The organism is Glutamicibacter sp. NPDC090743, from assembly GCF_044769125.1.
In the GTDB taxonomy this organism is placed as follows: Bacteria; Actinomycetota; Actinomycetes; order Actinomycetales; family Micrococcaceae; genus Glutamicibacter.
The window spans coordinates 51206-77864 of record NZ_JBIVXE010000004.1 but is presented as its reverse complement, the minus strand read 5'-3'; the positions used below and the strand labels follow the sequence as shown (position 1 = coordinate 77864).

The following is a 26659-nucleotide window of genomic DNA, read 5'->3' as shown; positions in this document are numbered from 1 at the left end:
TATACTAGCAATGGCTTTCGCCATTTCACTTGCACTCGATTATTCAGGGGAATCCATGCCGGCTATCCGGACGCGACGATCCAAAGCTCTATCAATTGCGGTTATAGCCGCACTTTCCATCCCGCTTTCTGCTGGTCCGGGGTTCGCCTCTCCAACAGAAGAGCCCTCCGCTCAAACTGTTCAGTCTCCCTCGCCCACTGCTACCGTGGCTGATGCGCCGGAGCCATCGTCTACGCCGTCTCCCGAGGCCAAGGCCACCGGGACCAGCACCAGCGAAGTTGAGACCAAGGCGCCATCACCCAGTGCGCCGGCTGCTATTGCCACTCCAGCAGCTGGAGAAATTTCCAAGGCACTGTCCAAAGACGATGATCTTTCCAAGAAAGAACGCGTGCAGCTAGCCGACAAGGCGCTGGCCGAATTGGAGCTCGTGCACCTCGATGCCCAGCTGGGCCAGGGTGCCAAGCGAATTGCCGAAACCGGTGACGCGACGATCCCTACCATGGACGAACTAGCGAATCTCGCGAAGCTGTCTTCAAATGATTCTGCGGCTTCAGTTCCGTTCCAGGTGGGCGCGCCAGCTTCCCTCGATGAGTTGCGGACCTGGCGTCCACCGGGCACCCTTGGGATCGATGTTTCCCGCCATCAGGGCGACGTGAACTGGTCCACTGCCAAGGCAAACGGGGCACGTTTCGCCTACATCAAGGCCTCCCAGTCGTGGCCTTCTTCCTTGTACAAGGACCCTAAGTTCAGCCAGAACTACACCAAGTCGCGCAATGCCGGCCTGATTCGCGGTGCGTACCATTTCGCCATGCCTGCCCATTCTTCCGGTGCTGTTCAGGCCAGGGAATTCATGGCCAACGGCGGCGGTTGGACCAATGACGGGTACACCATGCCGCCACTGCTGGATATCGAGTGGAACCCGTACAACAAGACCGCTTATCCGCAGGGCAAGGGCGATATGTGCTACGGCATGACGCCTTCCCAATTGGTTACCTGGATCAAGGACTTCGGCAATACCGTCAAGGCCAAGACCGGTCGCCTGCCGATGATCTACACGGCCCAGTCGTGGTGGGATGAGTGCACGGGTGATTCTGAAGCGTTCAAGTCCTGGCCACTGCATGTCTCGATCTTCCCCACCGCTGACGTTGCGAAGAATCCTCGCGAACTACCCGAAGGCTGGACCACGTTCAATGTCTGGCAGTATTCTTCCAACTCCAATATGTTGGGGTCAACGAAGAATGTGGATGCCAACGTGTGGAACGGCGATCTGACATCGCTGCGCGACTTCGCGAAGAACCGCCGCAGCACGCAGTACAAGCTGACTACCAGCTACTTTGGCAATATGGATGTCTGGCCGACCCGCTTGGGCCCATCGCGCATGTCTGGCGCCAACCGCTATGGAACGCCTGTTGCGATCTCCAAGCGCACCTTCCCCTACGGGGCCAAAACTGTTGTCGTGGCTTCCGGCGAGCACTTCGCTGACGCACTATCAGTTACCTCGCTGGCCAACGGCCACAATGCACCCCTGTTGCTGACCAAGCAGGCCTATCTGCCGAGCTCAGTGGCTGCGGAAATCAAGCGGCTCAATCCGTCCCGCATCATCATTGCAGGTGGCCCAACCGCAGTCAGCAGCAAGACGTTCACGCAGCTGAAGAAGTATGCACCGGTATCCCGAGAAGCAGGAAACACGCGCTATGGAACCAGCGCAGAGATTGCTACGAACTGGTCTTCTGCCAAGAACGTGTTTGTGGCATCTGGACGCTCGTTCCCTGATGCCCTGTCCATGGCAGCTGTCGCGGCAGACCGCAAGGCTCCATTGCTGCTGAGCAGCAAGAAGTACGTGCCAAGCACCATCTTGAAGCAGCTCAAGCGCCTGAATCCCTCCACCGTGTACTTGGCTGGTGGGCCACTGGCAATATCCAGAAATGCGGAAAACGAGATCCGAAAAGCGCTTCCGAATGCCAGGATCGCTCGTTACGGCGGAGAAACACGTTATGACACCAGTGCTGTCATCGCGAAGGCCTTCTGGCCAAATGGTGCGCAGCGCCAGTTCATTGCCAACGGCAAGAGCTTCCCCGACGGCCTGAGCGGTGCCGTTGCTGCAGGCTACAATGGCGCGCCCATGCTGCTGGCTAAAAAATCCTGCCTGCCCAAGTCCATAGGTTCAGCGCTGACCGGCATGGAAGGTTGGACTAATGTGCTGATTGGCGGTCCACTGGTTCTCGACGAGACTGTGGCCTACCGAAATGACGGCTCCCTAAATACGTGTTCGTAGGCGTTGCGAGTTAGGGTTCGCCTAGCTGCACAGAGGCTCGTAGTTGCTGCTTGGGGCAACTACGAGCCTCTGTGTGTTCTGCAGGAGGGTGCCTGTCCCGGGGAAGGCGGACAGCCCGGCTCCCTATAGCTCCGTGCTACTTAGCTTGGCGAGCATCTATGCTCATATATCCATTGGCCGTTGCGTAGACCAGCAAGCCCGAGAATTCCTGGCTCGCAGCGCTTTTCCCCATCTTGATCCGCTTTGCTGGAACGCCCTGATACTCGATGAAGATGTTGCCCAAGCGAGAAATCGATTCAAGCACGGTGGCACGCGGGAAAGATGCAGTGAGCCGCGATCCGCTTTCGTCAACTGCAAGCTCTCCCCTTGCCACGGTTTCGGTGTCCCGATCCCTTATATGAATGCCGATTGGCGACGGTCCCGAGGCTGGAAAATCGACAACCAAAGAAATGCGTTCAGCAGTATTTTCGACCGAAACAACTGCAGGCGCTTTCTCGGAATCCATTTTATTCTGGGCAAGCTGCTCCAGGTATTCCAAGTCGCCGGCGAGGATGGCGTCGACCAGCTTTGCCTCTTGCGGCTTGAAGAGCGCTGCAGAATTATCCAGTTGGAAGGTTTCCAAGAAACTCTTGTGGCTCGACACCCATGCTGCGCGCTGTTCTGCGGTATAACTCAGGAAACGTTGTCCTTCATAGAAACGCAAACCCTTGCGAACGAACAATCCGGCAATGCGCTTCCTTGCCACTTCCAGATCCGGCCCCGTGTACGTCGCGATAGTCTGCGCGATCTTGGTCAAGGAACCTACATAACCGGCAGGATCGATTTGCTGCGTACTAATATTCTGGCCGTCCGACCTTAGCCGGATCTCGTAGTAGTTGTAGTCGCCCAGGATGCTGATTCGCCGAGCAGCGGAATATGCTTCGACCATGGCGATGCCATCTTCAAGCCTGACTTTTTCTTCGACAAAGCGGATGCCATGCGAATTGAGAAGCCGTCGCCTGATCATCTTTTGCGGCGAAAGGGTCCGCAGAATAAAGTCGTAGTCGACATCGAGAATTGTTTTTTCAAACAGCTTCGCTTGAACTCTCCGGCCGTCCAAACCGACCATTTTCGGCACGAGGACATCCACGTCGTGCTCCAGCGCAAATGAAGTCATGCGCCTTAGCGCTTGAGGCCCGAGCCGGTCATCACTGTCGATGAAGAAAACATATTCTCCACGCGCATTCTCAATGCCTACATTGCGCGGCTTGCCCGGCCAACCACTGTTCTCTTGATGCAGGGCGATGAAGTTCGAATTTCGCTTCGCATAGACATCCAAAATCTCTCCGCCAAAATCGGTCGAGCCATCATCCACGGCAATGACTTCGAATTCTTCTGGCTTCAGGTCCTGGGCTTCCAGAGAATTAAGCAGTTCCGTAAGGAATGGCATGGCGTTGTAAACGGGAATAACCACACTCACCAATGGAGAAGGTCCCTGGAGCACCGACCCGCTCGGGAGGACATCCTCCTGCCTTGATTCCCGATGCACAGGACTCTTCGTAACAGCAGGGTTATCATTGATACGTTTACGGAAAAATATCATGTCATCCTCAGTAGAGACAGTGAATTACAGAGCAAGCAAGCTCGCTCCTGCAATTCCCTACTTTACCGCAATAGCTACGTCGTCACAGCTCGTTCCATTTTCTGGCTAATAACCGTAGAAACCCCGTCGCCGCGCATAGTGACGCCGTACAGGGCATCAGCTACTTCCATGGTCTTCTTCTGGTGGGTAATCACAATCAGCTGCGAGGACTCGCGCAACTCTTCGAAGATCGTGATCAGGCGCCCCAAATTCATATCGTCCAAGGCAGCCTCCACCTCGTCCATCACGTAGAACGGCGATGGGCGAGCCTTGAAAATGGCGACCAGCAACGCGACAGCAGTGAGCGAACGCTCGCCACCGGAGAGCAGCGAGAGCCGCTTGATCTTCTTGCCGGCCGGACGCGCTTCCACCTCGATGCCTGTGGTGAGCATATTCTCGGGATCGGTGAGCACCAGCTGGCCCTCGCCGCCTGGGAAGAGGCGATCGAAGATCCGCCTGAACTGCACGGCGGTGTCGTTGTAGGCCTCGGTGAACACCCGCTCGACGTGGGAATCAACGTCGGCAATGATCTGCTGCAAATCCCCTCGGGACTTTTTCAAATCCTCGAGCTGGCCGGAAAGGAACTTATGGCGTTCCTCCAAGGCAGCGAACTCTTCAAGTGCCAACGGATTGACCTTGCCCAAGGCCGCCAGGTCGCGTTCTGCCTTCTTCAGCCGCTTTTCCTGCTCGACGCGATCATATGCCCGGGTGCCGACAGGATTGCCTTCTTCATCAACGTTTTGCCGCAGCGCGCCCCACTTGTCATCTTCGTCGAGGGCCTCCGGAATCAGCTGGTCTGGACCGTAATTGGCGATGAGGTGATCAGGGGTGTATCCCAGTTCTTCCAGGGCCTTGGTCTCAAGATTTTCAATGCGCATCCGCAGTTCCGCACGGGCCATCTCGTCACGATGCACAGCATCAGCAAGACGGGCCAGCTCGGCGGAGAGCTGCTCCGCTTCCTTGCGTTGGCTGACAAGCATGGATTCCAGTTCGGATTTCTTTCCGGCCAGCTCTTCGCGTTCTTGGCCAGCCATCGATACGGATACTTCAATGAAACGCAGGACGCGCTCAGCAGCTTGCTCAATACGGATCGCATTGGCCGCTTGCGCCTTGCGCTGCTCAGCGCGACGAGCTGCAACTTCACGGTGATTGCGCTCAGCTGCCGCAGTGCGGCGCAGTCCCTCAACGCGTGAACGCAACGCAGAAACGCGCTCTTCACTACTGCGCAAGGCAAGCCGGGCTTCTAGCTCCTGCTGTCGTGCCGCGGCTGCAGCATCTGCAAGAGCTGCTCGTGCCGCGTCATCAACGGTTTCTTCATCTTGATCCGTTGAAGCTAGCTCCATGCGCTCGGTAATCTCTTCAAGAGATTCCTGCTCGATTTCCAGCTTCTCCAGCCTTGCTTCGAGCTTTTCTTCCAGCTTGGCTTTGTCCGATCGCGCGCTGCGAAGTTTCTGTCCAAGACGTGCCAGATACGAGGACAATTCATCAATGGTGGCGTCAGATTCAGCCAGCGCCGACAGGGCTTCATCTCGCTGTTGCTGAGCGATGGAAAGCTCTGATCCCCGCTGAGCCAATCTTTGCTCGACTGTGGAAAGTTCTTCCTGGCACTGGGAGAGTTCAGTTTCCGTCTGCTCCACTAAGGCCTGCTGCGCGATCAGGGAAGCGCCTGCTGAGTCCCCCACGGAACTGCGGACTGCCGAAACAGTGATGCCATCCAAGGTGGTGAGCAGCGCAGATGGGTTCTGCACCAAGGCCACAGGTGCTTGGCTCATTTCCTCAATGATGTAATGGCCAACAAGAAGCTGATCAAGCAAGCTGTCCAGCGGGCCATCGGCAGCTACAACTTCACGAGCGCTGACGGCATTAGGCATTGCAGTAGCCTTTGCACCACTTGGCAGAACTTCGGCGTGCAGGAATACCTGGCTGGCCTGCTGCTGTTGGAGGTCCTCGATGAGATCCAACGCATCACCAAGGTTCTTGGCTACCAAAGCTTCGGCACTGTCACGCAAAATCGCGGCGATGGCCTGTTCATATCCCGGATTAACCGTAATCAGCTCCCCCAAACGACCGAGGAGCAGTCCGGATGTTGATCCAAGAAGCTGTGACGACTGATCATCTGGTTTGGAGTTCAGCTTCAGGGCTTCAAGGCGAGCACGCAATCCGGAAACACGCACCGATAGCTCGCGTTCACGCTGGCTATCGGCATTGTGCTCTTCTGACAATGCTGCGTGTTCCCGATCTGAACTCTCAAAATCGATATTCAGTTGGGCTTCGCCAGCCAATTGTTTTTCAAGATCACTGGCAACTTCTGCGTGAGAGCGCATATCCAGTTCAAGGTCCGAGTCGAAGGACTGGACGCTTTCCTGGAGTCGGGATATTTCGGCCCTGGTCACGTCGACACGGCTGCGTGCGGAAGCCACCTGCGAGGCGAGCCGTGACATGCCTTCTCGACGGTCCGCCGCGGCGCGGAGCATGGCAGCCATCCGCTGCTGTTCGGCGCGTGATGCTTCCTCGGCCTGCTCTTTAGCCTCTACAGCTTCAGCAAGAATCTCGTGGCGGTCTTCAAGAGCTTCTTCAAGTTCCTCAAGTTCTTCGCTCATTCGCTCAGCTTGAGCTTCCAAACGCTCAGGATCACGGCTGGAATCGAAATGGGTTTCATTGCTTTCCAGCAATTTCCCGCGTTCACGAGCCAACGCGGCAAGCGATCGGTAACGCTCTGCCTGCGTGCTCAACGAAACCCACGTTTCCTGGATTTGAACCAGGCGCGGGGTAATGGTTTCCATCTGGGCAGTCAGTTCAGCGATGTGCTTCTTGATGCGTTCCAGGCGTGCCGCAGCGTCTTCTTGCTGAGCTTGGATCTTGGATTCGTCATCAATATCCTGGGCAAGCTTGTTGTTCAGTGTGACCAAATCATCTGCCAGAAGACGGGACTTTGCATCCCTGACATCAAGCTGCACCGTCTGCGCACGGCGAGCGATTTTCGCTTGCCGGCCCAGTGGGGCCAATTGGCGGCGAACCTCGGCGCTCAAATCATCAAGACGATCCAGATTTCCCTGCATCGCTTGCAGCTTGCGCAGGGTTTTCTCCTTGCGCCGGCGGTGCTTGAGCACGCCGGCCGCTTCCTCGATGAAGCCACGCCGATCTTCAGCGGTAGCGTGCAGGATGCGGTCCAGCTGCCCCTGTCCGACAATCACATGCATTTCTCGACCCAGACCGGAGTCCGAAAGCAGCTCTTGAATGTCCAGAAGACGGCACGAACTTCCATTAATGGCGTATTCGGATCCACCAGTACGGAACAGCGTGCGGGAGATAGTGACTTCTGCATAGTCGATAGGCAGCTGGCCATCAGAGTTATCGATTGTCAGGGACACATGGGCACGTCCCAGTGGTGGGCGGCCAGAAGTGCCAGCAAAGATCACGTCTTCCATCTTGCCGCCGCGAAGCGTCTTGGCACCCTGTTCACCCATGACCCAGGACAGCGCGTCAACCACATTGGACTTGCCGGAACCGTTAGGTCCTACAACAGCCGTGACACCCGGTTCAAACTCAAAAGTGGTCGCCGATGCGAAAGACTTGAATCCGCGAACGGTGAGAGTCTTGAGATGCACGGCGTGAAGTTCCTATGTTTGGGCCAAATCGCTAAAGTTGGGTTGGGCAATCAAACCCAATCCTTGTCGCAATTCTAGCGAAGCGTACCGGGGATTATCTGGTTGTGCTCGCAAAATCCGAGGAAGAAAATCGAGGGATAGATCATTCTATGAGCATTCTGACGCAGATTGACCAGTGGCCAAGTGACAACGCGGTATCCGTGGTGGTGAACGGCAATGGTGCAATCGTTGACCAGCACGGTGATACTGCACGTGTTTACACCTTGGCTTCGGTGACCAAGTTGCTCAGTGCCTACACGTTCTTGGTTGCTCTGGAAGAAGAAGCCATCACCCTCGAAGACCCTGCAGGGCCAGAGGGTTCAACGGTGCACCACCTATTGGCGCACACAGCCGGGTATGACTTTGATTCCGAAACCATCCGCTTTGCCGTAGGGACTAAACGCGGATACTCCAACTACGGCTTTGAAAAGCTCGCAGAGCATATGGAACAACAGACCGGAATCAGTATGGCCCAGTACGCCCAGGAAGCGGTCTTCGCTCCACTGGGGATGGCTGATACGGAAATTGTCGGCAGCTGCGCAAAGGATGGCCGATCCACCGCTGCGGACCTAGCAAAATTCGCCGCCGAACTTTTGCACCCAACTATCGTGGCGCAAGAAACATTGAGCGAGGCAACGCGTGTGCATTTCGAGAACCTCGCTGGAATTCTGCCCGGCTATGGCCGGCAGAACCCGAATGACTGGGGACTCGGGTTTGAAATCCGTTCATCCAAAGCACCGCACTGGACCGGTGCAAGCCATCCAGGTACCACTTTCGGGCATTTTGGTCAGTCCGGTACATTCCTCTGGGTAGATCCGGAGCATCGTCTGGCCTGCGTGACTCTCACCGATAAAGGCTTTGGCCAGTGGGCTGTTGACGCTTGGGCACCGTTCAATGAACAAGTGCTCAAATCGCAGATTGCATAGCTTGAGGAAAGCTCCTGATGTGCCAGCTAACGTCTTGTTCGGCGTGGTCGCGGCTGGCACACGGGGCAGCTATAGGAAGAACGGCCCATGAAGGGATCACGACGAATCAGAGACTCACGGCCGTTTTCTCTGCAACGCAAACAGGCTTTGCCTTCGCGCCCGTAGGCGTTCAAGGACCTGGAGAAATAACCGCTAGCGCCGTTAACATTCACGTATAGAGAATCAAAGCTCGTACCACCAGCGGCGAGGGCGCGTGTCATCACATCAACCAAAGCATCATTGAGGCGTTGCACTTCTGGACGCCTGATAGTGCCAGTATTGCGCAAACCTGAAAGGCCTGCTTGCCAAAGTGCTTCATCCGCATAGATGTTGCCGACTCCGGAAATGATCCCCTGGTCCAGAATGGCTCTCTTGAGTTCTGTCGTCTTTTTGCGAAGCGCGACGTACAGGTCTTCGGGCTTGCGGTGAGGATCCATCACGTCTCGGGCAATGTGAGCAGCCGCCTGTGGGATCGATGCTTTTAGCGACCCGGATCCGGCAGGCAACCCATCGGTTGTTGCAACCAGTGGGGAGATAAACATTCCCCCAAAGATTCGCTGGTCTACGAAACGCAGTTCGCTGGGGAAATCAGATCTCTCGCTGAGTGAGAGCCTGACTTTTAGATGTTTCTCATCGGGAGCATCAGGTTCTTCGACAAGAAGTTGACCGCTCATGCCGAGGTGGGCAACCAATGCTGCAGGAGTTGAAAGGCCTTCGAGGTCCATCCACAGGAACTTGCCGCGGCGAACCACAGAAGCGATAGAGCAACCGCTCAATGTCTGTTCAAAATCTTCAACGCCGTCGGTATGACGGCGGACGGAACGCGGGTCCAGCACTTGAGCGGTTAGTACCGTTCGAGTGCGAACCCACTTATCCAGTCCTTCTCGGACTACTTCAACTTCTGGCAGTTCTGGCATGAACTAAACGCTATCCCTTAGGTAGCTGCTCACCTGGATGCAGCAACAGCCAAGTCTTGTGCGCCGCTTCCTGCTCAGCTTCCTTCTTGGATGGCCCATGTCCCTGGCCGTATCCCTCGTTTCCGATGCGGAGTTCGGCAAGGTAGGTGCGTGCGTGGTCAGGACCGGAACCAGTGACTTGGTAGTGCATCTCGCCGAGCTTTTGGGAGGCTACTTCTTCCTGGATTACAGTTTTCCAGTCAGTCGTCGCGCCCAGCAGCCGATGATCTTCCAGCAGTGGAGTGACGAAGCGAAGCACAAACGAGCGCGCAGCTTCCATGCCTTGAACCAAGTAGGTGGCCCCAAGAATTGCTTCCATGGTGTCTGCGAGAATGGAGGATTTATTGGCTCCGTTGGACTGGGCTTCCCCACGTCCTAGGAGCAGGTGCTCCCCCACTTCCAGGTCACGGGCAATGATCGCCAAGGCGCGGGTACTGACGATAGCCGCTCGCCGCTTCGCGAGATCGCCTTCTGGCAGATTCGGGAAAGTTGCGTATAGGTATTCTGCAACGCAGAAGCCAAGAATTGAATCGCCTAAGAATTCAAGGCGTTCATTCGTTGGAATGCCACCGTTCTCATAGGAATATGAGCGGTGGGTAAATGCAAGACGAAACGTCTCGGAATCAATATTGATTCCGAGACGCTTCATAAGTTCTTCTTTTGAAGACATGTCTTAGACGTCTGCGACCTTGCGACCCTTGTACTCAAGGAACAATTCGGTACCAGCCGAGTCGGTGACAACCTTAGCCTGGTGAGGCAGGCTGTAAGTTACGCGACCGTTTTCAACGGTCTTCACCAGGTTCGGTGCGGTAGCCTTCCACTGAGAACGGCGGGCACGAGTATTCGCACGGGACATCTTCCGCTTTGGAACAGCCACGACTACTTCTCTTCTCTCTTGTCTGACGTTTTATCATTTGTCGCATCCTCTGCGACAATGTCGGACAGCTGCGCTAGCGCTGCCCAACGTGGATCCAGAATCTCATGATCATGCTGAGGGTCATCGTTGAGACTGATTCCGCATTCACTGCAGAGCCCCAAGCAATCTTCCCGGCAAACCGGCTGGAACGGCAGGGCGGTAACCACTGCGCTCCGTACTACCGGATCGATGTCAATCAAGTCACCGACCACCCAATACTGATCCACATCATCATCGTCTTCGAATTCTTCGCTCTCTTCATAATAGAAGAGCTCTTGAATATCAGCCTCGAAGTCGTACTCGATGGGCTCCAAGCATCGTCCACATTCCCCAGCGATTTGCGCTGTAGCGGTACCCGATACCAGAATTCCTTCATGCACGGCTTCAAAGCGAAGATCTAAGTCAAGCTCAGATCCTCCACGAATACCGATGAGTGCATTTCCCACATCTGCGGGTGCCGAAACCTGCTCATTGAGAGTTTTCATTGAGCCAGGCGAACGGCCGAGCTCCCTGGTTGAAAAAACCAGAGGCGAGTTGCGATCGAGTTCGCCGTGTGACGATCGATCAGAACGCTTTTCGCTAATGATGACTCCTATAGAAACATAGTCCGACATTTCATCTTAGCTTGCCGTAGCCCAAGTTCCCAAACTGAAACCAGTTTTCAGAGCTCGATGCCGGTGTTGCACTCACCACAGCATATCGTAGACGACCTGCCAATCCCTACTTGCACGCGTTGCTAATCCAACATTCCCGACCTTGCAATCCGCGCCGCGGACTTCGAAGAAGAATCGGAATAACGCCAGGGACGAGCGCGACGCAAAACGGCTTATAGCAAACATCCCGAAGAAAGCTTGCCCAGCGAATTATGCTTGGTCATGCTTCGAATTAAGTGGTGAGGGATTCTCCGTGAAAGTGTTACGAACCGTCAATAGCGTCGTCAAGAAAGTGCAATCGCGCTTTGAGACACGGCGACACCTGAAGTTCATTCAGAACCACGCCACAGAACTACGCCACCTGCCGGTGGACGCTGACCGGTACAAGGTAGCGCTGCACTTTCCCGATGAGATGGCCAACGCCTACCAGATCAGGCAATGGTACGAACCGCTTTTAGCCTTGGCAGAGTTCGTGCCGGTGGTAATCATCGCACGAAGTCCAGATACTGCGCTGTCGCTGCGCAAGGAATGCCCGCTACCGATTCACTTCGCCCCCGCCGTGGTAGATGTTGAGCGATTCATGCAATCCCAGGATCTACGTGTGGTGTTCTACGTGAATCAAAATATCCGGAACTTTCAAATCATGCGGTTCAATGCGCCTAATCATGTCTTCATCTGCCATGGAGAAAGCGAAAAAGCCTACATGTGGTCCAACCAGCTCAAGGCCTACGATTATGTATTTTCAGCCGGTGAAGCAGCTAGAGATCGCCTGGTAAATCACTTGCGCAATTTCGACGCTTCGTTGCGATGCCGGTTAATTGGGCGTCCGCAAATAGATGTGGATTATGCGTCGCCTGTCGACCTGAATAAGGAACTACCGACGCTTCTCTATGCCCCAACCTGGGAAGGCGACCGGCCTTCCATGAATTATGGCTCCGTACTATCCCATGGTGAACAATTAATTGACGCCTTGATCAAGGACGGCGGATTCAACGTTATTTTTCGCCCCCATCCACGTTCTGGACTGGGTGCGAAACCCTATGGGCAAGGCGTAGAAAGAATCCGAAAACAGCTGAGGGCGCACAGCGAAACTTCGAAAGCCCAATTCATTTTCGATGACTCGGCCCACTGGGGCTGGCAGTGGTCAGCTGCCGACCTTTGCGTGACTGACATTTCCGCAGTTGCTTATGACTTTTTAGCTACAGGAAAACCAATGTTCGTGACGCAACCGGTGTCGACCGAGGCTACCGTTGATGAATCTCCAGCGCTGCAACAGGTGCCTGCCCTTACAGCTGCGGCGGCAACGGAAATCAGCCGGCTGGCGCGAGAAGCCTTGGCCGGCAACAACCCGCAGCTACGAGGACTGGTCAATTACTACTTTGGCGACGTTTCCCCCGGTGCCAGCATGCAACGTTTCATTGCAGAAACGCTGGCGCTAGTGCAAGAAGACAGCGTCACTGATCACTAGCCAGCTTCAGCAGCATAGTGGTGCCGGGCCTGCAGGAGGCCCGGCACCGCAATTTCAATAAGCTGCGGTGTCTTCCTTATTTGAAGAAGCGCTCAACAACGCGCCGCGCGGCATGCCCGTCATCATTTGGGGCAAACTTTTGAATGAATTCGTCTCGATTCACCCCTGGCAGATCAGCCCCCACCAAAGCTGACGATAGTGCATCCCAAAGGTCGTTCTCTTCTTCAACAATTGGGCCAGGCAACGCACTCTCGTAGTCCAAATAGAAACCACGCAGATTATCCCGGTAGTTCTCCAGATCGTATGCATAGAAGATAATTGGTCGTCGCAACAGCGAGTAGTCGAAGAATACCGACGAATAATCAGTAATCAATACATCAGAAGCAAGGTACAGTTCCTGAATATCTGGATGACTCGAGACATCGATAATGCGATGCCGCAGGCTCTCCGGAATCGACACGGCATTTGATACCAGCACATGCATGCGCAACATCAAGATGGTGTCTTCGCCAAAACGACGGTCGAACTCCTCCAGATCCATTGGCAGGTCGAATCTGAATTTACCGCGGCTTGAAGCCGCATCGTCACGGAATGTCGGCGCGTAAAGTACGGTCTTGATTCCTGGGGGTATCGCAAGCTCATCACGAACACGCTTTTCTTGCTCAGCAACGTCGGTACCGGTCAAAATGTCGTTTCGGGGATAGCCAAGCTCCACGGCTTCGCCTGAGAATGCATAGGCGGATCGCATGATCTCGCTCGTGTAGCGAGAAGGCGAAATGAGGTGCGTCCATTGGCGCGTTGCTCGTGTAACACGCTCAAGATACCCCTCATCGCGGCCTTGAACTTCGCGAACATCGAGTGCCATCTGCTTGAGTGGTGTTCCGTGCCAGGTCTGCAGGAACACTCCCTTCGCGCGACGCTTCACATAGTGCGGGAAGCTCTGGTTATTCACCCAGTATTTTGCCCGTGCGAGGTGCCAGAAATATTCCGGTGACAATCGCTTAACGGTAGTCGTCAAAGGATCGGAGAAGCGGTGCTTTCCCGAGTAAACCCATACCTTGCGACGTGTGTCACCTTGTCGCAGCAATTCCTCGTAAATATACCGAGGAGAGTCGCCGTACTGATTCCCGAGGCCTGATTCGAGGACGATGAGGTCTTCTTCCATGGGAGCAAGCTTGTACAACTTGTATAGCTTGCGCATGACGTCAAAGTACCGCTTGTTCCTACGGAACTTGTTCTTCAACTTAACCGGCAATTCGGCACGCCAGCCAACGTTGGGTCTGCCGCGCAGCTCGGCTCGCTCGATTTCTTCCGTTATGCGTTGCGAATTGTTTTGGTCCCGATGGGTCATGAACACGTCAGCACGTTGGCGGTACTTGTCTTCCATGGCTTTCCCTCGTTGCAGGGTACGTGAAAGATCATCCAGCAATGTTTCTGCGTCAAAGGCAATGCGGCCTGGCAATTCGTCGTCCAAGTTCAAATGCGATCCGCTCGGTCCCAAGAAGCGAGAGCGATCGAACTGGTAGTAGTGAACAGGCTTGTGCAGGAAGCTGAAGTCAAAGTTCACTGAGGAGTAATCCGTGACCATGATTGCCGCGGTCTTGATTAGTTCCTGGACGTCAATTTCACCTTGGACAATTAGTCGAGCGGGCGCGCCAGCAAAATGATCCCTGAATTGCATCATGTTGGGATGGAGGCAGAAAACAACTTCCAGGCCATACCTCTGGACTAATTCTGCAAGTTCCGCCGAATTAAGCAGGTTTTTCCATTGCTCGAGGTAGTCTGATTCTAGGAAAACTTCCTCATTCTGCAACCAATCACGCCACGTTGGGATGATCAGGAGCATGTTCTCGTTAACACTCAAATCCGTCGCCAGCAAGGAATCGAACCGCGATAGCCCGGTGACCTTGACTTCGCCAGGCGAGTAGAGGAAGTCCTTAACGATGTACTGCTTCTCGCGCTCAGAGGAAACCATGAAAAGGTCCGTCGCAAAGCCAGGTGAATTCTTGCCGTAGTTGGGAACCATCCATTTGGTTCCCATGACGCCATGCTGCAAGAACACTCGAGTAGCGCGGCAACGCGACGAGAAGCTATGGTGCCTTGTTGGGTACAAGTAATCGGCATGGTGCGTGCCGATGACTCGTTGCGCACGAATAGCCAATTCAAAATGTTCTTTGCTGCCATGGAAAACGACGTGATCCATGGAATCGAAATTCCGCAAATCGGGAGCTTGCTCATCGATGACGTAGTACGCATCAATATCTGAGCGTTCTTTGCGCAGGTATTTAAACAGATGCAGCCCGTTGTCCTGAGCCTTGTAGGACAGTTCGCCGACGATCCAAATCGGCTTCGAATCCGATGGCTGGCTGATTGGGAAACTACGCTGTTTAGCGTTAGCGAGTACGGCAAAGGCTTCTTTGTCGAACACTTCCAGAATCACCGATGTTGATTTTGCTTTGAAAGTGAAATACGGAGAAATCGCTAGAGTCTTTTCACCGATTGTCACCGCATCTGCACGTGTCGTGCTGCGCACGGCAAACGGGGTACGAGTCACTCGGATGCGTGCAAGCTCTCCGCTGGAATTCGAAGTCGCCAGCAGATAGAGATCGTAGTTATCGCCACGATCGATCGCCTCCCAGTCAGCAGATTTGAAATCCAGGGTTGCTGACCAGCTGTAGATAGCACGTCCAAAGCGCTTTGCTGCATGCTTTTCGTCGAAAACCAGCTCCGCTGGAACTTCAACTGCAAATTCCGATTTACGTCCAACCAGTTGCAAAGTAACTGAGGACAACCGGTCGCTCTGCGTTTCCAGAACTCCGCCCAACGACAGCATGCCGTCATTGATCCGGGTGATGTCAGTACGAATTCGATACTTAAAGCGAAGAGGACGGTTCAGGGCCAAAGCCACTTCGGCCTTCTTATTGATATAAAGTCCTACGCTGCGTTCGCCTGAATTATAGACCGTGTCATGGCTAAAAGTAGTCGACGAGAACCGCCCCAGAATACGGTGGGCGATAACAGGGCCGTTGAGGATTAGTTCCCCGGCGTCGATCCGTTCCCGGACCTCTTTGCGCCTGAGCAGTTCACCGTCTTCAGTTAGCTGCAACCATGCGATACCCGGAGGCAATTGATCGAATTCGGAGCTGAAGGTCAGTGCAAGACGAACCGTACCGGCGTACAGGTCATTTTCTAGAGTCACTTGGTTGTCATCTGCGTCATCCGAATCAGGAACGCTGGATTCCGGCTCTTCGTCACTGGAAGCGAGTTCCCGATAGTCTTGCCATCGATCAAGAAGGGGATCCAGAGAGATCTCAGCATGGATTCGATGGGATTCATCGTGACCATTCTTGACTAGATCAACCGGAAGTGGCGCAACAGAAAGAACGATGTGGCTACCGTGTAATACCGAAACTGATTGCACGGGGTGGGCAACGGTAGCGTCCAGATGCAGAACTTCATCACGAATTGCAAGGTTCAGCTCTTGGTAGCCGCTGTAGTAGCGATACTTCTTACGCTTCAACCGCTGGGTACGCAAAGTCTGCATCGCTGACTGCGCCAAGTCTTGCATAGCTCGAATTTCAACTGCCACGAATAGTGTCCTTCAATGTTTTAGCTGCTATCCCCCGCGTAAGTCGTTCAGCGGAACAGCTTGGAAATCACGCGTGTACAACATGAATAGGCCGCTAGCACCACACGGCAGTGGCCGTCATTTCATGTGATCCACAGTCTAAGATTACCGCCCGTGGGCTCTCGAATCAGTTTGAAACCGCCACGGACACCTGCAAATGACCATAGAGTCTGCTTCGACTGGAGCGTTGTCATTATCTGGCGCTTAAAGCAATTGGTCCCAATTCGTATGGTACGAATCGGGACCAAGGAGTCAGCGGACCTCTAGCTGTGCCAACCCCGGAAGTTCTCCAGCTTTCCTTGACGTTCAACAATCAGCTTCTGAATGACGTCCTGGAATCGCTTAGTTGAATCGCCTCGGTTCAGGTCGCCAAAGTAGAACTGGCGCATTTCAATGCGCTGATCCTTGTGTCCGTCACGAGTCAGTGCATCGGCGAGCAGGTCTCCAACGTTCTTCACGCTATCTTGGTCTACCACGTGGCAGGCCTGCGCAACGGGTGCATCGCGGTGAAGAATTTCGCGGTTACTACGTCGGTCGGAAATGACTAACGGATTGCCCGGGTGGAGGTACAGGTAGTCCAGGCCTACGCTGGAAACATCGGTAATCAGCGCATCGGTCGACTCGAACATGGCCAAGATATTGCCCTGTTCGGATATCACGTGCTCAGCGCCGGCTTCATTGGCAGCTTCGATCATTTCCAGAATGCGTGCGTGTGCCTGAGCTACGCCAGGAGTATTGCTGTCCTGAATTCGTGGGTGCGGCTTATAGACGACGCGCCAAGAAGGGTTCTCCAACAATGACTCGACAATGGCAACACCGTATTTGTCCAACGAGGTGTAGTTGTTGTCTTCGTTTTCCCCTTCCCACGTCGGCGCATACATGACATCGAACTTCTCGCTTGGTTCCAATTCGAGTTCGAAGTTGATATCCAGCTGCGGACGACCGGTGACTTCCAATTTGTTGAACTCGAAGTCAATCAACATTGCCTCGTGGCGCTTGATGGCTGCAGGGCCTGCGACAAAAACCTTGTCGTAGGCCTTGGCCTTATTCGAAACCATCGAGAGTTTGTCGCTCTCACCATGGTTTACATGCACGTGAACAAGCCTTGGGTGATCCAGGGACTGGAAATTCGTGCGCGAATTGTTGGTGTATATGACCAGCTTCAGGTCATTGTCATCATAAAGATCCATGAGATCGGTCAATCGGCGTACATAGATCCGTGGCAGGTCTGTAAATTTCTCCGCCGCTTTGAAAGCACTCAAAGTACGGAAGACCAGCAGAACTTCTTCTTTCTCATGGAGTTCTTCAAGCACCGGAAGCCACTGAGTCACCTGATAGATCTTGTCAGCGCCATCGCCGAAGTAAACCGCTACAGATCCTGGTACCGGAATATTGGATACACCAACATTCACATTGGCCGACGGACGACCGGTTAGCCCCATCAGACGGGATATCCGTTTTGCTTCCGGACGTCGCCCCACTTTTTGCAGGGCGCCCTTTACGCTGGACTTGATGGAGTCTGTGATGTGCTCGCTAGCCATGAGTACTTTCAAATCTCGAAAACAACAACTTACAACTAAACGAGTTTACTAGCTCAGTTCCTTCACGATCTGGCTCAAAGTGTCCAATGTGTTCTTTAACGACGTGACATGTCGCTCATCGAACTCGCTCAGGACACGTTTCATTTCAGTTGTCGAGATACCGGAGGTACGTGGAAGGTAGACAACTTCGACTTCATCACCGAGGTCGTCAAACTTGCCCATCCAGTCTTCGCCGATGCCGAAGACCTTTGCATCGTACTTCTTGATGTCCGTACGTTTCTGTTCCCAGTTCTCTTCGGGAATGGCGAGGTCTACGTATTTGATGGCCTGGACGATCTCAAGACGCTGTTCGAAAGGAACTACAGGCTTCTTGCCCTTGACGGCGTTGAATTCGTCAGTGGATACGCCAACAACCAGGCGGTCGCCCTTCTCCTTAAGACGCTTCAGGATATTCAGGTGGCCGATATGGAACAGGTCAAAAGTTCCGTACGTCAAAACAGTTTTAGTCATGGGTCCCTTTCGAAGTAAGGTAATAGCTTCGCTTGCTCAGCTAGTGGCGCTCACTTGTATTCGTCGTTAGATAATAGGCAGACGACCCGCGAGGGTCATGCGAACTATTGTTTTCCATCTAAGTTTAGGCCGTGGTTCACGGTACCAGGGGCTGCCGGTCCAACCTGCCCGCCATCCGGCTATGTACTGGGACACAGCGCTTTTGTTGTGTCGCAGCCGCAAGCACTCAATGAGCATCCAGGTTGTTGGATAGATCCAACGCAGCGGCACGGGCAAGTTACGGCGAGCCAGCCACACCCGGTTTCGGGCATTCAAACGATAGAACTCGTCGTGGCGTCGTGGATCCACGATTGGATGGCCAATCTGCATGTCGCCGGCATACCAGACGTAAGTGCCGGTGTCCCATACGCGCCAGGCAAGTTCGATGCCTTCATGCGCGTACCAGAATCCCCCTGCCCAGCCACCCGTGGAATCAAAAATTCTGCGGGTAGTAACTAGGCAAGTTTCCCCCACGTGGAAAACTTTGCTTGGTTCAACTGCCGTTCGTTTTTTTAATCGCGGGATCCAACGTCGTGGATTCTGTTCTTCGTTTTCCGGATCAGTGATGCGCGGCTGCAACAGCCCCATGCGAGGGTAGTGCTTGAACCGTTCGACAGCCGTAATCAAGAAGTCATCATCGATGAACCATGAATCGTCATCGAGGAAGCACAAGTATTCGCCATTTACCTGGTTCACTCCAGCATTGCGGCCGGCCGGAATGCCCAAATTCTCTGGAAGAAAATGAGTCTTGATCCCTTCAGGGATATCCGTAGGATCCCATCCGTTGCCTACGACTACAGCGTCAATCAGCACTGAGCGTTGGGCCAGCAAAGATTCCAGGGCGCGTCGGAGCTCAACCGGGCGGTTACCCATGGTCAACACAACTACGCCGATGGTTGGCTTGATCTCTGCAGGCATTTGTCCTCTAAGGCGGTGGGATATACGGAATTAGGTCAAACTATGCTTTGAGTCGGGACGAGGCCATATTGGAAAGGAAATGCCCAAAGTTCACCAAGACGCATGCAGGCAACAGGACACAGATCATCCACTTTTCAGCGACTCCTGGAATACCAACGATTACGGAGATAATTGAGCATCCAAGAATGATCAGCGATAGTTCCACTGCGTGCAGTAGCTTATGGAATGGCAAGAAGCGAGCCAAGGAACGCAGCTTTCCAACGAATGAAATTGTTGGAACAGATCTGGCGGCGGCAGTATCCGGCAATTTCCCGAGACCCGCCATGCCTCTGGCCGCATGAACCATGAGTGACTGCGAACGGTTCAGGACCAGAAGAACCGACAGGCAAGCGGCCATGAACAGTGTAGGCCAGGCCTGCTCAACTGAGGAATCATCCGCAGATAGTTCTCTGAAGACTCGGTAGCCCAAAGCAATTGGGATCAGCGCCTCTGTTGTGTGGTGCCCAACCATGTCAATGAAAATACCGCGAGGAGATTGAGTTCCCCTCCAACGTGCGACTTCTCCGTCAGAACAGTCAAAATACAGCTGGAGCTGCGACAAGATTACTGCCAGCAACGGTCCCCAGATGCCAGGGATCAACAGCGCTAGAGACATGAACCAACCCGCAAGAATCATCAAGCCGGTAACGCCATTGGCACTGATACGCGTGCGCACCAGTATTGCGGTGAGGTAAATGGAGATATGGCGCAGGTACAGCTCAGCTGTCCAGTGCTCGGCATTCTTACGCGCACGGACTTCCGGAGGTTGGCATACCGCACGCAGCTGTTCGAGCGTTGGATTCTTTGGACGTTCAATCATGATTACTTAACGCGCCCTTTGTCGACAGTTCCGGCTGCCCCGCAAAAACGACCCTTGATGTATCCAAAAGCCCAAGGCAAATGGATTGCGGGGAAAGCACACGCTGCCAGCAACTTCTCCTTGGTCCCAACTGCCTTACTAGATAGGCCTGCACAAAGCGATACCACCGAGTACAAAACTGGAACGATTTTCAGGACTTTCATTATAAAAAGAACTGGCTTCGATGACTGATCGCGTATCGCGGGTTCTAACAATGATGCAATCAATCCAGCGCTAATACCCACCAATAGCAGAGGTGGAATATCGTGACGGAGCGATTTTCCCTCTGGAAACCGTCGCGCAATTTCTGCTCGCCAAGTTCCCGATGCCATGGACTGACTGATCAAAGATGCAAAAGTATCCCGAGGGTAATACCCGACCTTCAGATCTGGATCGAACCATACCGTATGCCCGGCTTTACGAATTCGCAGGCAAAGCTCCCAGTCTTGAGCTCTCCACAGTTCTTCGTTGTAATAGCCAACTTCCTCAAACACTTCACGTCGGAAAATCCCAAGATATGCAGACTCAGCAGGTCCTTCCGGGGCACCCGAATGATAGGCCGGTCCACCAAAACCAAATTTAGAATGATAGGCAGCGGCGATTCCACGCTGAACCGACGTGCGCCCTCTGGCGTCCATAAGGCCGCCGACATCATAGGCGTTTGCTCGATAAAGCGTTTCAATTCCCCGTTTCGTATAATCCGCTGGTAGCTCGCTATGCGCATCTACTCGAATCACAATGGGTAAGCTTGAAGCGCGAATGGCAAGGTTTAGGGCAATCGGAGTCCTACCTTGAGGATTATTGACTAGGATAATCCTCGGGTCGTGCTCAGCCAATCGCTTTGCAACCGCGTTCGTATTGTCTGTACTCGGCCCTAGGGCCAAAACTAGTTCTTTGTCGCCGTCGTACTCTTGCGCCAGGATCGAGGCCACGGCCTCATCCAGATAATCCGCCTCGTTAAGCACAGGCATCACATAGGAGACACCGGGGAAATCAGACATTCGGCCCTTACTTCTTCGCCTTCAGATGTTGCTGATAGGCCCTGATCACTGTGGTTGGATCGCCGTCCATCATCTGAACACCCTTCTCGATCCAGATGACACGATCACAAGTTTGTTTGATGGAGTTCATCGAGTGGGAGACATTGAAAATAGTTCCCGCACTATCGCGTATCTCTCGAATCTTAGCTTCGCTTCGCTTTTTAAACTTAGCGTCGCCCACGGCAAGGGCCTCGTCAACGATGAGAATATCGTGTTTTTTAGAAGCAGCAATTGCAAACTTAAGTCGTGCGCTCATACCAGATGAATATGTACTCATCGGCAAGTCAATAAACTCTTGGAGCTCTGCGAATTGCGTGATTTCTTCACGCATTTCTTCAACTTTTTCACGGCTATATCCCAGCGCAAGGCCGCCCAAAGTAATATTCTTATCACCCGACAGGTCAGGGATCAGGGCAGCTCCAACACCCAGTAGACTCGGGCGAGAACGTGCATATACAGCACCACTCGAAGGTGGCGTCAACCCAGTAATTGCCTTGAGTAATGTAGATTTACCTGAACCGTTCGAACCGATGACTCCGATTGATTCGTTCTCATAGGCCACGAACGTAATTCCTTTGAGAGCGTGGACGGTGCGAACACCCTTCAACTTTGGACGCAACAATCGACGTGCGCCCGCGTTACCCACAGCTTTGCCGCTGGAAAATACCTCATACTTCACGTGCAGGTTATCGACTATAACTACGGGTTTTCGTGTCCTGTCGATGTTTAATTGTGAATTGGTGATTTCTTCCGGTTTGACCACATCGATAAAGGAAGTGTCATCAGAAAAAATAGGGGCTGGTTCGTAGTCAGGATGCAGCCCTGGATTAATTAGGTCATCAAAACTAATTCGCACGACCGTAACGCTCCTCTGCCTTCCAGAAGTAGATCATCCCGAACACAAATGTGCACACCGCCCACAAGGCTACTACCTGCCACGCCCATGGGTCATGCTGGTAATCATCCATGACCAAACCACGCGCTATCTGCAAGGTTTGGTAAATCGGGTGGACATTGAACACTGCGATTAGGCCCGGCCAGTGGCTCAACAGCCGATCAGCACTGAAGAGTACACCCGACGTGTAGAACATGACGCGCGTGAAAAGTGGGAGAATCTGGGAGAAGTCTCGAATGTGAACGGTTATCCTGGCACAGATCAAAGCCAGTCCCATGTTCAACACTGCATACACTCCTAGTAATGGAATTATACCTAACCAGCTCCATTTTGGCGTTGTCCCGAGGATCATCGCGTAGACAAACATAACACCCAGCATCGGCATCAAAGTCAAAAAGTTCTGGGTGACTTCCGCAACAGGAAGCGAAAGTCTAGGGAATGCGAGTGACTGCACTAATGACTTGTTTCCTGTTATAGACTTGGCACCGTTTGTCAACGATGCGCTGAAAAACTCAAAGAGGAAGACTCCAATAATGACAAAGACTGGATAATCCGGCCCACGACTACCGCCCATCAGAACACCAAAGATGGCACCGTACATCAACGCATTGAATGTTGGTTTGAGAACGATCCAAATCATACCCAGACGATTTTTTTGGTTTCTCGACTGAACGCGGGCCTTAGCAAGTTCGTAAATAAACTCTCGTCGCTGCCACGTCTGTTTCAGATAGCTGACCAGAGTAGGTCTTGCACCAACGCGGTGCAAGCCGTACTTTTCGGCCTCCTCTGCAACTGTCATGCGAAATTTGTCCTCTGTTCAAATGCGTATCGATGCATTAACGGCTAAGCATAGTTGTTCAAAGTCTAATTGATTACACGCTGTTCTTCTGTCTTTCACTCTTCACCACGGTGTAGTTCATCCCACATCCCGCATTATGGCGCTTCAGGAGGATTGACTCGGAGGTACTCGTCCATCGTGTCGTTCTGAAGCGCACTACTTATCTGGGCAATCGCAGATTCGCTCGCCAACTCGATCGACTCACCATCTGCGCTAGTCGAAGTCCCGGCAGTAGGCAGGGTAAACATCGCCATCTTATCTGGGTCAATATTCTTGAGTTCTAGCCCAAGGCCAACAAGCGTCGCAGCGTCAAATTCTTCGTCAAAAGTCAAGTACGGCGAGACTTTATCCACAATCTCGTACAGTCTTGTTGGATTTACGAGTGTGCCTGACGAGAGTAGTTGCTTCGCAGCAGCGGCGATGAATTTTCTCTGGTTTGCGACGCGTTGGTAGTCACCATTAGAAAATGATTTGCGTTCGCGGACGAATCGGAGCGCGCGGTCGCCAGTTAGTGAGATGTCACCGGTTGGGTAGTAATAGTCCGTGTTGTGAGCAGTGAAAGAAATTTCATTATCAACTATGACACCACCCAAAGCTGTGGAAAGTTCTTTAAAACCCTCAAAATCTACCAAGGCAACATGATCTACCTTAGTCCCGAGAAATCCTTCGATCGTCTGCAGTAAGAGAGGAACACCACCAAACATGATCGCGGCGTTCAATTTGTTCTTTCCATATCCAGGAATGTCTACGAACATATCGCGGACCATCGACATTACGTATACCTGTGATCTATCTTCTGGAATGTGTACAAGCATCATGGAATCGCTGCGTTGCGATACGGCACCATCTAGTGCAGCCACTTCGCCACTTCGCTCATCTGCATGATCGACACCAACCAGCAAGACGTTCATTGATTTATCATCGGGATGTTTAATAGGGCGGTCCTGTTGCTCAGTCTCAGAGAAGTCGAAAGATACAGTATTGGACTTGACATTGAATTGACGTTGCAAATCAAACAAGAAGTATCCTGCACCGAGCCCAGCCAAAAGCAACATTGCTACAATAGATGCAGCTACGACACGGATCTTCTTCTTGGTGCGTTCGACTCTGATCCGCGCACGTCGCGACGGAGCTGCCGAATTTCCGTTATTCCATATTTTTTTCATTCCTGCTCCACCTGGTCAGCGGTTCCCCAAAACCAACATTGATCCAGGGTGACTTTGTACAACGCTCTAGATTACATATGAAATTTGTGATTGTCCTGAGTCCCGAAGGAGTTTTCAGAGATTACAGTTGCATAGGCACGAAGACACAATCGAAGGTCACGTCGACTGCATTCGTGGGCGTTAGCTGTCTCTTTCTATGCAGAGCGAGAGGAAGGGCAGCCGAAGAATTTCGGTGCATCCCATGGCTGGGGAATTCAAGGGATGTGCTGTTGATACTAAGTAGTGAGCGCTGCGGGCTACGGATCGAAATAACTGAACCAGTTTGATATGGCAGTGGATCTGCTTACGAGGGTGGTGAAATCGTATAGTAAGGCTGTTGCATAAACAGCTACTAACTGAGGGTCTAGGAGTGATATCTCGTGACGGCACATTCCCTGAGCTTGCAGGATTTACTGACTACGGGCACATCAAGAGGTACGTGTCTGCCGTATACGAGACTGCACGCTATTCCCATTTTGACAATACGGAAAAATTAATTCGCCTTATTAGTTACCGACTGCGCGAAGGCCCAAGATGGCCCAACGCACAGTGACTAGAATTTTGGGTTCTACATAGTCTCGCGCAAATTCCCCAACATCGCCCTATACGTTTCTTCAGTGTAATGGAACGGGGCAGCACCCCACTTGTGACCTTCGGTCTGCGAGACCACATCGTCTTGAAGGGTTCTTACGATCTGAGCCCCCGCTTGGCCCGCTAGTTTGAAGTACCGCTCAGCCTTATGGTTAAAGTCCTGAGCACGCGTCGCAAGGCCATTGTGATCATTGCCGAATTCATCCTTCATCGCCCACGGAATTGCATTCAGATAAAGTCGATCAGACAGACCCCAACGCTCAAGTGTAGATACAAATTGCTTTAGAGCCTTACCCCACAATTCGAAGTGGTCATCTGCTCCAAACGACAAGGCGCGACCGAATGGCCCTGGATGCAACCCTTCAGCAACATGATTACGTGATTGAGTGACCATGCCCCCACTCTTGACGATTCGAACGCCTAGTCTCTCGTCGCAAAGATCCCAGAAGATGGCATCCGGCGTACTACGCCCAATTTCAAAGCGAAGACTTCCCTCAACATCACCCTTGCACATTCGGCTCTGAAAATTTGATTCGATCGGTCCGAAATCGAATTCGGTGGATTTAGAAGGCCTGTAGGCCGAAATTAATGATTGGCGCGCGACATACCCCACCATTTCTAGCCCATAGTCCTTAAACCACGGGACAGAATCTCGAGTGACGCAACTGCCGTAAATGAAAACTCGGGTCATGGTGATATATCTTATCTGACTAGATGCAGATATTTCGGAGGTTCGCAGGCACGAGCCATTCCTTCTTCTAAGCTTACTGAATTGTTGTTCTCGAACCACAGGATTGACCAGAGTTGTCAGGAATTGACAACCAATTGGAGATCTCGGCCTCCACAGTGTCGTCAAAGTTTCCTAGCAGTCGTAGCGTCACACCAATTAGGCCTCTGCAACAACTTCAGGTTCGATGCACATCGGACATTTTGCAGCAACCGCAATCTACTACTTTTTGGTCACCCACGGGCTGGATTACATGAAGTCAAGAAATAAGTCCGGGCCTCCATCGCTCAATCTATTCGTGGGTCACCCAATGTGAAAGTGCCTCCACAAGCCACTGGCCGGAACGGTCAAGTGTCGTTTGGCATAACCTGACTTAGCTCGTTTACAGTGAACTTACAAAATTCTTCAGCCAGGTCGTGAGGCTATCGCCCAGTTCATCGTTTTCTACGGCGAGGGCTATATTTGCTTGTAGATAGCTTAATTTATCGCCTGTGTCGTAACGTCGGCCTCGGAAAATCACGGCATGGACACCAGCTCCCTCGCCGTCGGCAATCGCTAACTCTTGAAGAGCATCAGTTAACTGAATTTCATTGCCTCTGCCAGGAGCAGTGTGCTCCAGAATTTCAAATACGCGAGGGTGAAGCAGGTAACGTCCAATCACGGCCAGGTTACTCGGTGCTTCTTCAGCGTTTGGCTTCTCAACCAATCCTTCAACTTTGACGTAGTCCGCACCCTTCACATGAGATATATCTGCACATCCGTAGGCACTAATCTGTTCTGGATCTACTTCCATCAGCGCAATAACTGAACCACCCGTCTTTTTCTGGGCTTCAATCATGAAAGATAGCAGGTCATCGTCCTCATGGATCAAGTCATCACCTAGAAGGACCGCGAATGGTTCATCGCCAACATGTTGCTTTGCACATAAAACTGCATGGCCGAGACCACGAGGATCTCGCTGTCGTACGTAATGGATATCCCCCAGTGCGGTGGCGTCTTGCACTAGCCCGAGCTTCTTCATGTCTCCCTTGGCTTCGAGTGTCGCTTCGAGGGACGGAACACGATCAAAGTGGTCTTCAAGAGCGCGTTTGTTTCGTCCGGTAATCATCAGGACATTATTAAGCCCAGCACGAGCAGCTTCGGCGACCACATATTGAATCGCTGGCTTGTCTACAACTGGGAGCATTTCCTTGGGCATTGCTTTTGTTGCTGGAAGGAATCGTGTCCCTAAACCGGCTGCCGGAATGACCGCTTTAGTAATGGCGCGAGGTGCAGACATAGTGTTGAATCCCCTATCTTCGGATTAGTTAATGGCGACAGTATTGCGC

Annotated in this window: 20 protein-coding genes; 3 read left to right on the top strand and 17 right to left on the bottom strand. The window is 52.9% G+C overall.

Annotated elements, in window-relative coordinates; all coding sequences use genetic code 11:
- Nucleotides 1-205: 205 nt before the first annotated feature.
- On the top strand, nt 206-2275 hold the full coding sequence (locus ACIQTS_RS09080) for a cell wall-binding repeat-containing protein (protein ID WP_402472864.1): 2070 nt from the start codon (nt 206-208) through the stop codon (nt 2273-2275).
- A 136-nt stretch (nt 2276-2411) separates the two neighbouring features.
- On the opposite strand, the gene ACIQTS_RS09075 is transcribed toward ACIQTS_RS09080, so the two are convergent.
- Both ACIQTS_RS09075 and smc read right to left on the bottom strand, forming a co-directional pair.
- Nucleotides 2412-3857: a glycosyltransferase family 2 protein gene (locus tag ACIQTS_RS09075; protein WP_402472861.1), complete on the bottom strand. Its 1446-nt coding sequence runs from the start codon at nt 3855-3857 to the stop codon at nt 2412-2414.
- Between the two features lie 74 nt (nt 3858-3931).
- Nucleotides 3932-7504 carry a chromosome segregation protein SMC gene (gene smc / locus ACIQTS_RS09070; protein WP_402472858.1) on the bottom strand — a complete coding sequence of 1191 codons (3573 nt, stop codon included), beginning with the start codon at nt 7502-7504 and terminating at the stop codon, nt 3932-3934.
- 149 nt (nt 7505-7653) lie between these two features.
- Between smc and ACIQTS_RS09065 the strand changes: the two genes are divergently transcribed.
- Nucleotides 7654-8469 carry a serine hydrolase domain-containing protein gene (locus tag ACIQTS_RS09065; protein WP_402472856.1) on the top strand — a complete coding sequence of 272 codons (816 nt, stop codon included), beginning with the start codon at nt 7654-7656 and terminating at the stop codon, nt 8467-8469.
- 26 nt (nt 8470-8495) lie between these two features.
- Here the strand turns inward: ACIQTS_RS09065 and mutM are convergent, their stop codons facing one another.
- From mutM to ACIQTS_RS09045, 4 genes are read right to left on the bottom strand one after another with little or no spacing between them, the layout of a single operon-like run.
- Nucleotides 8496-9425, bottom strand: a complete 930-nt coding sequence (mutM, locus tag ACIQTS_RS09060; protein WP_402472854.1) for a bifunctional DNA-formamidopyrimidine glycosylase/DNA-(apurinic or apyrimidinic site) lyase — start codon at nt 9423-9425, stop codon at nt 8496-8498.
- Nucleotides 9426-9435: 10 nt separating this feature from the next.
- On the bottom strand, nt 9436-10134 hold the full coding sequence (rnc, locus tag ACIQTS_RS09055; protein ID WP_105659217.1) for a ribonuclease III: 699 nt from the start codon (nt 10132-10134) through the stop codon (nt 9436-9438).
- A 3-nt stretch (nt 10135-10137) separates the two neighbouring features.
- A complete protein-coding gene (gene rpmF, locus ACIQTS_RS09050) occupies nt 10138-10341 on the bottom strand; it encodes a 50S ribosomal protein L32 (RefSeq protein WP_013348816.1) in 204 nt (67 codons plus the stop codon).
- 2 nt (nt 10342-10343) lie between these two features.
- A complete protein-coding gene (locus ACIQTS_RS09045; protein WP_181148963.1) occupies nt 10344-10865 on the bottom strand; it encodes a DUF177 domain-containing protein in 522 nt (173 codons plus the stop codon).
- A gap of 421 nt (nt 10866-11286) precedes the next feature.
- Between ACIQTS_RS09045 and ACIQTS_RS09040 the strand changes: the two genes are divergently transcribed.
- Complete coding sequence (locus ACIQTS_RS09040) at nt 11287-12501, top strand: CDP-glycerol glycerophosphotransferase family protein (RefSeq protein ID WP_133833482.1); 1215 nt, start codon at nt 11287-11289, stop codon at nt 12499-12501.
- Nucleotides 12502-12577: 76 nt separating this feature from the next.
- Here the strand turns inward: ACIQTS_RS09040 and ACIQTS_RS09035 are convergent, their stop codons facing one another.
- The 11 genes from ACIQTS_RS09035 to galU form a co-directional block, all read right to left on the bottom strand.
- A complete protein-coding gene (locus ACIQTS_RS09035; protein WP_402472849.1) occupies nt 12578-16090 on the bottom strand; it encodes a CDP-glycerol glycerophosphotransferase family protein in 3513 nt (1170 codons plus the stop codon).
- A gap of 302 nt (nt 16091-16392) precedes the next feature.
- Entirely contained in the window at nt 16393-17670 is a 1278-nt protein-coding gene (locus tag ACIQTS_RS09030; protein ID WP_402472847.1) for a CDP-glycerol glycerophosphotransferase family protein, read from the bottom strand.
- Between the two features lie 48 nt (nt 17671-17718).
- Nucleotides 17719-18180 (bottom strand): adenylyltransferase/cytidyltransferase family protein, encoded by a 462-nt coding sequence (locus tag ACIQTS_RS09025; protein ID WP_402472844.1) that lies wholly within the window; start codon nt 18178-18180, stop codon nt 17719-17721.
- 66 nt (nt 18181-18246) lie between these two features.
- Nucleotides 18247-19137, bottom strand: a complete 891-nt coding sequence (locus ACIQTS_RS09020; RefSeq protein WP_400288827.1) for a glycosyltransferase family 2 protein — start codon at nt 19135-19137, stop codon at nt 18247-18249.
- Between the two features lie 40 nt (nt 19138-19177).
- Nucleotides 19178-19996 carry a CDP-alcohol phosphatidyltransferase family protein gene (locus ACIQTS_RS09015; RefSeq protein WP_402472841.1) on the bottom strand — a complete coding sequence of 273 codons (819 nt, stop codon included), beginning with the start codon at nt 19994-19996 and terminating at the stop codon, nt 19178-19180.
- A gap of 2 nt (nt 19997-19998) precedes the next feature.
- Nucleotides 19999-21036, bottom strand: a complete 1038-nt coding sequence (locus tag ACIQTS_RS09010; protein WP_402472838.1) for a glycosyltransferase family 2 protein — start codon at nt 21034-21036, stop codon at nt 19999-20001.
- Nucleotides 21037-21043: 7 nt separating this feature from the next.
- A complete protein-coding gene (locus ACIQTS_RS09005; protein WP_402472835.1) occupies nt 21044-21931 on the bottom strand; it encodes an ABC transporter ATP-binding protein in 888 nt (295 codons plus the stop codon).
- Complete coding sequence (locus ACIQTS_RS09000; RefSeq protein WP_402472832.1) at nt 21921-22769, bottom strand: ABC transporter permease; 849 nt, start codon at nt 22767-22769, stop codon at nt 21921-21923. Before ACIQTS_RS09000 ends, ACIQTS_RS09005 begins: the two co-directional genes overlap by 11 nt.
- 134 nt (nt 22770-22903) lie before the next feature.
- Nucleotides 22904-23974 (bottom strand): LCP family protein, encoded by a 1071-nt coding sequence (locus tag ACIQTS_RS08995; RefSeq protein ID WP_402472830.1) that lies wholly within the window; start codon nt 23972-23974, stop codon nt 22904-22906.
- 607 nt (nt 23975-24581) lie between these two features.
- Entirely contained in the window at nt 24582-25295 is a 714-nt protein-coding gene (locus tag ACIQTS_RS08990) for a DUF6270 domain-containing protein (protein ID WP_402472828.1), read from the bottom strand.
- A gap of 418 nt (nt 25296-25713) precedes the next feature.
- Nucleotides 25714-26610, bottom strand: a complete 897-nt coding sequence (gene galU, locus ACIQTS_RS08985; protein ID WP_402472825.1) for a UTP--glucose-1-phosphate uridylyltransferase GalU — start codon at nt 26608-26610, stop codon at nt 25714-25716.
- Nucleotides 26611-26659 lie beyond the last annotated feature (49 nt).